Genomic DNA, 9080 nt, shown 5'->3' with positions numbered 1-9080 from the left:
GGCCCACCCAGGCGACGAGCTGCTTGAGCACCGAGGCGCCCTTGGCGTAGGTGATCCCGTCGAAGTTGACCTCGACGTCCTCCAGGTCGCGGATCTCCGCGACGATCGGGTGGGTCGAGGGGAGCTGGTCCTGCCGGTAGGCCCACGCCTTCTCCAGCGAGGAGAAGGTGGTCCACGCGTCCCGCCAGCGGGTGGCCTCGGCCGTGGCCAGGGTCGACATGAACTCGGCGAAGGACTCGTTGAGCCACAGGTCGTCCCACCAGCGCATCGTCACGAGGTTGCCGAACCACATGTGGGCCAGCTCGTGGAGGATCGTGACGACGCGTCGCTCGACCGTCGCCTCGGGCACCTTGGAGCGGAAGACGTAGTTCTCCAGGAAGGTGACGGCACCGGCGTTCTCCATGGCGCCGGCGTTGAACTCCGGCACGAAGAGTTGGTCGTACTTCTCGAACGGGTAGGGCCGGTCGAAGGCCTCCTCGAAGAAGGCGAACCCGGCGCGGGTGACGTCGAGGATGTTCTCCGCGTCGAGGTGCTCGGCGAGGGAGGCACGGCAGTACACCCCGAGCGGGATGGTGCGCCCGTCGGAGCTGGTGAGCTCGCCGGTGACCCGGTGGTAGGGCCCGGCGACGACCGCCGTGATGTAGCTGGGGATGCGCGGTGTGGGGGCGAAGCGCCACACGGCCGCGTCGTGGTGGTCGGGGGCGGGCTCCGGCTCGGGCGTGGGGGAGTTGGAGACCACGGTCCAGTGCCGCGGTGCGGTGACGGTGAAGCGGAAGCTCGCCTTGAGGTCGGGCTGCTCGAAGACGGCGAAGACCCGGCGGGAGTCGGCCACCTCGAACTGGCTGTAGAGGTAGACCTCCTCGTCGACCGGGTCGACGAACCGGTGCAGCCCCTCGCCGGTGCGCATGTAGCGGGCGTCGGCGACGACGAGCAGCTCGTTGCGCTCCTCCAGGTCGGTGAGCGTGATGCGGGCGCCGTCCCACGCGTGGGGGTCGAGGTAGCGGCCGTTGAGCCGGATCTCGTGGACGGTGTCGGCGATGAGGTCGACGAACGTGCTCGCACCGGTGCGGGCGGAGAAGGAGATCGTCGTGCGGGAGGCGAACACCCGTTCCCCGCGGGTGAGGTCGAGCTCGACGTCGTAGGACTCGACGTCGACCAGCGCCGCGCGCTCGGCGGCCTCCTGGCGGGTGAGGTTCTCTCCGGGCACGGTGACTCCTTCTGCGCGACGGTCGCCGGTGGAGGGACGACCGCCTCGATCCTGCCACGCCGCCGCCGGGCGACACACGCGCATAGTGCCGCGGTCGGCGTCGAGCCGAGCCCGCGCCGGTGCGGAGTCCCGGACCGACCATCGGTAGTAAAACGTTATCGATAACGATTGACAAACCGGTGTGAGCGCAGCCATAGTCGGGGGCGGCCACGGCTGATGGCGACCGGAAGTGATCTCGATGACGACTCCACCACCCCCCAGGGTGCTGTCGCCGTTGCCACCCGCCGACCGGCGGACCCTCGCCGGTCGGTCGATCGACTCGCCCCCTGACCAGAGGACGGAACCATGACAGCTCGCAAGACACTGGCGACCACGGCGACGGTGGTGGTCGCGGCCCTCGGGCTCGCGGCCTGCGGCAGCGACGACGGCGCCGGAGGAGGTGACGGCGACGTCGCGATGACCTTCTGGCACAACTCGACCACGGGGGAGGGCAAGGAGTACTGGGAGAACACCGTCGCGGACTTCGAGGCGGCCAACCCCGGGGTGACGATCTCCATCCAGTCCATCCAGAACGAGGACATGGACGGGAAACTGCAGACCGCCCTCAACTCCGGGGACGCACCGGACATCTTCATGGCGCGGGGCGGTGGCAAGCTGGCCGACGTCGTGGCCGCCGGCCAGGCGCTGGACCTCACCGACCACATCGACGACGCGACCCGTGCCGCGGTCGGTGAGGGTGCGCTGAGCGCCTTCACGGTCGACGGCGGGATCTACGGCATGCCCACCGCGGTGCTCCCCGGCGGCATCTACTACAGCCAGGACCTGTTCGCGCAGGCCGGCATCGACACCCCGCCGACGACGATGGCCGAGCTCGAAGACGCCGTCGACGCGCTCAAGGCCGCCGGGATCCAGCCCATCGCCCTCGGGGCCAAGGACGCATGGCCGGCGGCCCACTGGTACTACTTCTTCGCCCTGCGGTACTGCTCGCAGGAGACCATGGAGGCGGCCGCCGAGGCGGGCACCTTCGAGGACGAGTGCTGGCTGGAGGCCGGTGAGGCGCTCGCGGACTTCGCCGCGACCGAGCCCTTCAACGACGGCTTCCTCACCACCCCGGCGCAGCAGGGCGCCGGCTCCTCCGCCGGCCTCATCGCCAACCACCAGGCCGCGATGGAGCTCATGGGCGCGTGGAACCCCGGCGTCATCGCCTCGCTCACGCCGGACGAGCAGCCCCTCCCGGACCTCGGCTGGTTCCCCTTCCCCGCCGTCGAGGGCGGTGCCGGCGACCCCGCCGCGATGATGGGCGGCGTCGACGGCTTCACCTGCTCGGCGCAGGCGCCGGTGGAGGAGTGCACCGCCTTCCTCAACTTCTTCATGCAGCAGGAGTACCAGGAGGGCTACGCGCAGGCGTTCCACACCCTGCCGGCCAGCCAGGAGGCGCAGGGCGTCGTCGAGGAGGGTGCGCTCCAGGACATCCTCGCCTCCTACAACGAGGCCCCGTACGTCATGGTCTGGCTCGACACCCTCTTCGGCCAGAACGTCGGCAACGCGCTCAACGCCGGTGTCGTCGAGATGCTCGCCGGGCAGGGCGACGCCCAGGGCATCATCGACGCCGTCAACAGCTCCGCCGCCCGGGGGTAGTGGCCCGTCATGTCTGACCCGTCGGGCCACCAGTCGCTGGCCCTTCAACAGGCCCCGCCCGGAGGCACCGCGTCGGGTGCGGGAGGCGTCGCCGTCGCGGCGGCGTCTCCCGCCCGGCGGGCGCGACGCGGCCGGCCGGACTGGCGCAAGCGCGGGGAGATCGCGCTGCTGGCCGGTCCCGCTGTCGTCGTCTTCCTCAGCTTCGTCATCTTCCCGGTGCTGATGGCGGCGTACTACGGCTTCTTCCGATGGAACGGCTTCGGGCCGGCGACCGAGTTCGTCGGCCTGGAGAACTACCGGATCATCCTCCAGGACCCGATTTTCCACGACGCGCTGCGGCACAACCTGTTCATCGTCGTCATGTCCCTGGTCATCCAGGGTCCGGCGGCGGTGGCGATCGCCCTCCTGCTCAACCGGCGGATCCGTGGGCGGTCGGTCGTCCGGGTGCTCATCTTCGTGCCGTACGTCATCGCCGAGGTCATCGTCGGGACCGGCTGGTCGCTCATGCTCCGGACCACGGGAGCGGTCAACGACCTCCTCGTCAAGGCCGGCCTGCCGGACTGGACGGTGGACTGGCTCGCGGACCCGGACATCGCGATCTGGTCCCTCATGATCATCATCTCGTGGAAGTACATCGGCTTCGCGGTGATCCTCTTCCTCGCAGGTCTGCAGTCCATCCCCGAGGAGCTCTACGAGGCGGCGGCGCTCGACGGCGCCTCCTACTGGCAGACCCAGCGTCGGATCACGCTGCCGCTGCTCGGCCCCACGGTCCGGATCTGGGCCTTCCTCTCGATCATCGGCTCCCTGCAGCTCTTCGACCTCGTCTACATCATCTGGGGCCAGTACGTCTCCACGACGGCGGGGACCTCGACCATGGCCACCTACATGGTGATGTTCGGACGCAACGCGAGCAGCTACGGCTTCGGGAACGCTGCCGCCGTCGTCCTGTTCTTCATCTCGCTGACCATCGCGCTCCTGTACCAGCGCTACGTCCTGCGGCGCGATACCGAGGGCGCCCTCACCGAAGGGAAGAAGTGATGACGGCGATCACCGCGCCACGCGAGGCGATCCGACGCCGCCGCGCCGCCTCCGAGCGGGGCGGGGAGTCCCGGCTGGGCCGCGGCGGACCCGTGACCTACGCCGTCGCCGTCCTCTTCGTCGGGATCTGCATCGCGCCGGTCCTCTACATCATCATCGGCGGCTTCCGGACGAACTCCCAGATCACCACCGACCCCTCGGGGCTGCCGGACCCGTGGGTGGTGGAGAACTACCTCGAGGTGCTGGCCAACCCGGTGTTCTGGCGGCAGATCGGCAACTCGACGATCGCGGCGGTCTTCACCACGGCCGGCGTCGTCGTGCTCGGCGTCATGGCGAGCTACGTCCTCGCCCGGTACGACTTCCGCGGCCGGGGGGCCATGTACTCCCTGTTCGCCGCCGGCCTCATGTTCCCGATCACGGTGGCGATCACACCGCTGTACATCCTCGTCCGCAACCTCGGCATGATGAACAGCCTCACCGGCATCATCGTCCCGCAGATCGCCTTCGCGCTGCCGACGACCGTCATCATCCTCGTGCCGTTCCTGCGGGCGATCCCCAGGGAGCTGGAGGAGGCGGCGGCGATCGACGGCGCCGGCCGGCTCGGCTTCTTCTTCCGGATGGTCGTACCGCTGTCGGTCCCCGGCGTCGTCACCGTGGGGATCCTCGCGTTCATCGCGAGCTGGAACAGCTACCTGCTGCCCCTGTTCATCCTCAACAACGAGGCGTCCTACACCCTGCCGCTGGGGGTCCAGGCGTTCTCGTCGGAGTACTCCGTGGACACCGCCCGCGTGCTGGCGTTCACCTCGCTGTCGATGATCCCGGCGCTCATCTTCTTCTCGTTCTTCGAGAAGCGGATCGTCGGTGGTCTCACGGGCGCCGTCAAGGGCTGACCCGACCCGCACCCACACACCCACCCGCCGCGGCAGGCGCGCTCCCCGCGCCGCCGTCGCCTCGCACGAACGAAGGAGAGGGCCTCGTGTCCGATCTCGTCCCCGCCATGCCGGCGGTCTCCCAGCGCGTCCGCCACCTCCACGCGCAGATGAGCCTGGAGGAGAAGCTCGCCCAGCTCGTGGGCTACTGGCTCGACCAGAACGGCTCCGTGGCGCCGATGCAGTCCGAGATGAGCGCCGGGCAGGCACCGGCCACCCGCCTGGCGGAGATCACCCGTGATGGCATCGGGCACTACACGCGGGTCTACGGCACCCGGCCGGTCGACCCGGCGGAGCGGGCCGGCTGGCTGTGGGAGGAGCAGCGCCGGCTCAAGCGCGAGACCCGGCTCGGGATCCCCGCGCTCGTCCACGAGGAGAGCCTCACCGGGCTCGCCGCCTGGAAGGCCGCCGCCTTCCCGTCCCCGCTGGCCTGGGGGGCGACCTTCGACCCCGCGCTCATCGAGGAGGCCGCCCGGGCGATCGGTGACTCGATGCGCGAGCTCGGGATCCACCAGGGCCTGGCCCCGGTGCTCGACGTCATCCGCGACCCCCGCTGGGGGCGGGTGGAGGAGTCGATCGGGGAGGACCCGTACCTCGTCGGCACCATCGGCACGGCCTACGTCCGCGGTCTCCAGGCGGCCGGTGTCCACGCCACCCTCAAGCACCTCGTCGGCTACTCCGGCTCGACGGCGGGCCGCAACCACGGCCCGGTGAGCGCCGGTCCGCGCGAGATCGCCGACGTCTACCTGCCGCCGTTCGAGATGGCGCTGCGCGACGGTGGCGCACGCTCGGTGATGAACGCCTACAACGACATCGACGGCGTCCCGGTGGGCGGGAGCCCGCGGTACCTCACCACCCTCCTGCGGGAGGAGTGGGGCTTCGACGGCACCGTGGTGGCGGACTACTTCTCCGTCGCCTTCCTCGAGGTGATGCACCGGGTCGCCGCCGACCGCGGCGGGGCGGCGGCGCTCGCGCTGACCGCCGGTATCGACGTCGAGCTCCCCACCGGCGACGCCTACCTCGAGCCGCTCGCCGAGCGGATCCGCAGCGGCGCCTTCGACGAGCGCTACGTCGACCGGGCGGTGCTGCGCGTGCTCGCGCAGAAGGAGGAGCTCGGGCTGCTCGACCCCGAGGCGTACGAGGACGAGCCGCCGACGACGGTGGACCTCGACTCACCCCGGCACCGTGACCTGGCCCGCCGCATCGCCGAGGAGTCGGTCGTGCTGCTGACCAACGACGGTGTGCTCCCGCTCGCGACCCCGCCCGCCCGGGTCGCCGTGATCGGCCCGAACGCCGACCGCAGCGAGGCGCTGCTCGGCTGCTACTCCTTCGTCAACCACGTGCTGCCGCACCACCCGCAGTACCCCGCCGGCATCGAGATCCCGACGGTGGCTCGAGCGCTGGAAGCGGTGCTCACGCAGTCCGGCGGCGGCTCCCCGGAGCTGCGGCTCGCCCCGGGCTGCGCCGTCGAGGGGGAGGACACCTCCGGGTTCGCCGACGCCGTCGCCGCGGCGGAGGGTGCGGACGTCGCGGTCGTCGTGGTCGGTGACCAGTCCGGGCTGTTCGGGCGCGGCACCGTGGGCGAGGGCAACGACGTCGAGTCACTCGACCTGCCCGGGGTCCAGCGCGAGCTCGTCGAGGCGGTGGTGGCGACCGGGACGCCCGTGGTCCTCGTGCTCATCACCGGGCGGCCCTACGCCATCGGCTGGGCGCTGGACGGGCCCGGTGCCCGGCCGGCCGCCGTGCTCCAGGCGTTCCTCCCCGGCGAGGAGGGCGCCACCGCCATCGCGCGCGTCATCACCGGTGCGGTCAACCCCTCGGGCCGGCTGCCGCTGTCGCTGCCCCGCTCGACCGGCGCACAGCCCTACTCCTACCTCCACCCCGTGCTCGGCGGGCCGTCGGACGTCACCACGGCGGACTCCACGCCGCTGCGGCCGTTCGGCTTCGGGATGTCCTACACCAGCTTCCGCTACGACGACCTCGAGGTCGACGCCGAGGTGGCCGCCGGCGGCACCTTCACCGCGGCCGTCACCGTCACCAACACCGGGGACGTCGCGGGCACGGAGACGGTCCAGCTCTACGGTCACGACGTCCGCGCCTCGGTCGCCCGTCCGGTGGTCCAGCTCCTCGGCTACGCCCGCGTGACCCTGGGTGCCGGCGAGGCGAGGCGGATCACCTTCACCGTTCCGACCGGCCGGTTCGCCTTCTCCGACGAGCGTCTCGTGCGGGTGGTCGAGCCGGGTGACGTCGAGGTGTGGGTGGCCTCCCACGCCGGGGCCTCCGGACGGGAGCGGGACATCGGCCAGGACACCGGCGGCGCGATCACCAACGGCCGCCGGGCGGTCCGACGGACGCTGCCCGGGTCGGCCACCGCCCGGGCGACCCTGCGGATCACCGGCGCGCTCCACGAGGTGACCGCGGCCGAGCCGCGGCAGGTCGCCGTGGCCATGACCGTCCCGACGGCTGCGAGGGAGGCAGGTGTCCGGTGACGACGGTGCGTAACCCGGTCCTGCCGGGCTGCTACCCGGACCCGTCCGTGTGCCGGGTCGGGGACGACTACTACCTGGTGACCTCGACCTTCGAGTACTTCCCCGGGCTGCCGGTCTTCCACAGCCGTGACCTCGTCGCCTGGGAGCAGATCGGCCACGTCGTCGACCGGGCCGGCCAGCTCGACCTCGACGGCATCGCCTCGTCCGGTGGGCTGTACGCGCCGACGATCCGTTACGACGGCGGGACGTTCTGGGTCGTGTGCACGCTTGTGGACCAGCAGGACCCCGACCGTGGCGGCAACTTCCTCATGACGGCGCAGGACCCGGCCGGGCCGTGGTCCGACCCCGTGTGGCTGGACGCCGACGGCATCGACCCGTCGATCTTCTTCGACGACGACGGCCGCGTCTGGCTGCACGGCACCCGCCTCGCGCGTGAGCCGCAGTGGCACGACCAGACCGAGATCTGGGTCCGGGAGCTCGACCGCGAGACCCGCCGGCTCGTCGGCCGGGAGCACGTCGTGTGGACCGGTGCGCTGCGGGACGTCGTGTGGTCCGAGGCGCCGCACCTGTACCGGGTGGACGGGACCTACTACCTGCTCACCGCCGAGGGTGGGACCGAGTTCCACCATGCCGTCTCCGTGGCCCGGGCCGAGTCGGTCACCGGCCCGTACACCGGGAACCGGGCGAACCCGGTTCTCACCCACCGCCACCTCGGGCGCGACGTCGACGTCGTCGGCGTCGGGCACGCCGACCTCGTGGAGGACCCGGTGGGGCGCTGGTGGGCCGTGCTGCTCGGGATGCGCCCGTACGGCGGCTACCACTACAACCTCGGCCGGGAGACCTTCCTCGTCCCGGTGTCCTGGGAGGACGGCTGGCCGGTCTTCGCGCCCGGCGAGGGCCGCGTGCCTGCGGAGGTCGAGGTACCCGTGGCCGCTCCGCGGCCGCTCGGGACGGCGCAGGGCTCGACATCCGGCGTCGTGCCGCCCGACGACCTGCGCTGGACCTCGCTCCGCCGGCCGGCCGCCGAGTTCGCGACACCGGCCGGCCAGGGCTGGACCGTCCGGATGCGTCCCACCACGCTCGCCGAGGCCGGGGTGCCGGCCTTCCTCGGCGTGCGCCAGCAGCACCGGGACGTGGATGTGCGCGCAACCCTGCGCGTCGAGCCGGCGGCGGGGGAGGAGGCGGGGCTCGTCGTCCGGCAGTCCGAGCAGGACCACGTGCGGCTCTTCGTCACGACCGGACCGGGGCCTGCGGCCGCCCGACGGGTCGCTGCGGTCCACCGCCGCCGCGGCGTCGAGGTCGACCTCGGGTCGCTGCCGGTCGACGAGGGGCGGGTGACCCTGACGGTCCGGGCCCGCGGACAGGAGTACGTGCTGCTCGCCGGCACGCCCGGAGCGGCCCCCGCGACCGTCGGGGTGGTCGACGGCCGCACTCTCGACAGCGTCACGACCGGCGGCTTCCTCGGCTTGTGGCTCGGTGTCTACGCGACGAGCAACGGCCGCCCCACCGACACCGTCGTCGACGTCGAGCACCTGGAGTACCTGCCCGGGGCCGGCACCGACCGGGCCACGGCCGAGGCTTAGGCTGGACGGGGCCGGCGCGAGGGCGCCGGACACCGTCGACAAGGAGGATGCATGACCCAGGACGTGGCCGCGAAGGACGTCGCGGACTTCTGGTTCGACCCGATCTGCCCCTGGGCGTGGATGACGTCACGCTGGATGGGTGAGGTGGAGCAGGTGCGCCCGGTGACGGCCCGCTGGCACGTCATGTCGCTCGCGG

Annotated in this window: 6 protein-coding genes and 1 pseudogene; 6 read left to right on the top strand and 1 reads right to left on the bottom strand. The window is 71.7% G+C overall.

Annotated features, from left to right (window positions below):
- The coding region (pepN, locus tag Q0195_RS12145; RefSeq protein WP_299278907.1) for an aminopeptidase N at window positions 1-1207 on the bottom strand (1207 nt) is incomplete at its 3' end.
- Between the two features lie 345 nt (window positions 1208-1552).
- Between pepN and Q0195_RS12140 the strand changes: the two genes are divergently transcribed.
- The 6 genes and pseudogenes from Q0195_RS12140 to Q0195_RS12115 form a co-directional block, all read left to right on the top strand.
- Window positions 1553-2845 carry an extracellular solute-binding protein gene (locus Q0195_RS12140; RefSeq protein WP_299278904.1) on the top strand — a complete coding sequence of 431 codons (1293 nt, stop codon included), beginning with the start codon at window positions 1553-1555 and terminating at the stop codon, window positions 2843-2845.
- A gap of 9 nt (window positions 2846-2854) precedes the next feature.
- Window positions 2855-3883 (top strand): sugar ABC transporter permease, encoded by a 1029-nt coding sequence (locus Q0195_RS12135; protein ID WP_299278902.1) that lies wholly within the window; start codon window positions 2855-2857, stop codon window positions 3881-3883.
- Complete coding sequence (locus Q0195_RS12130; protein WP_299278899.1) at window positions 3883-4773, top strand: carbohydrate ABC transporter permease; 891 nt, start codon at window positions 3883-3885, stop codon at window positions 4771-4773. The genes Q0195_RS12135 and Q0195_RS12130 overlap by 1 nt, the downstream gene beginning before the upstream one ends.
- A 107-nt stretch (window positions 4774-4880) precedes the next feature.
- On the top strand, window positions 4881-7301 hold the full coding sequence (locus tag Q0195_RS12125; RefSeq protein ID WP_299278910.1) for a glycoside hydrolase family 3 N-terminal domain-containing protein: 2421 nt from the start codon (window positions 4881-4883) through the stop codon (window positions 7299-7301).
- Window positions 7298-8884, top strand: a complete 1587-nt coding sequence (locus Q0195_RS12120; protein WP_299278896.1) for a glycoside hydrolase family 43 protein — start codon at window positions 7298-7300, stop codon at window positions 8882-8884. The genes Q0195_RS12125 and Q0195_RS12120 overlap by 4 nt, the downstream gene beginning before the upstream one ends.
- A 51-nt stretch (window positions 8885-8935) precedes the next feature.
- A pseudogene (locus tag Q0195_RS12115) lies at window positions 8936-9080 on the top strand (disulfide bond formation protein DsbA); the annotation flags it as partial.

The sequence above is a fragment of the uncultured Georgenia sp. genome (assembly GCF_937958535.1).
Classification (GTDB): Bacteria; Actinomycetota; Actinomycetes; order Actinomycetales; family Actinomycetaceae; genus Oceanitalea.
The sequence above is the reverse complement of the archived record's forward strand: the minus strand, read 5'-3'. Positions and strand labels throughout refer to the sequence as shown.

What these genes read in the sequence shown, in the direction of transcription:
- Q0195_RS12140 (WP_299278904.1), top strand. Translation starts at nt 1,553, where the DNA reads ATGACAGCTCGCAAGACACTGGCGACCACGGCGACGGTGGTGGTCGCG.
- Q0195_RS12135 (WP_299278902.1), top strand. Translation starts at nt 2,855, where the DNA reads ATGTCTGACCCGTCGGGCCACCAGTCGCTGGCCCTTCAACAGGCCCCG.
- Q0195_RS12130 (WP_299278899.1), top strand. Translation starts at nt 3,883, where the DNA reads ATGACGGCGATCACCGCGCCACGCGAGGCGATCCGACGCCGCCGCGCC.
- Q0195_RS12125 (WP_299278910.1), top strand. Translation starts at nt 4,881, where the DNA reads ATGCCGGCGGTCTCCCAGCGCGTCCGCCACCTCCACGCGCAGATGAGC.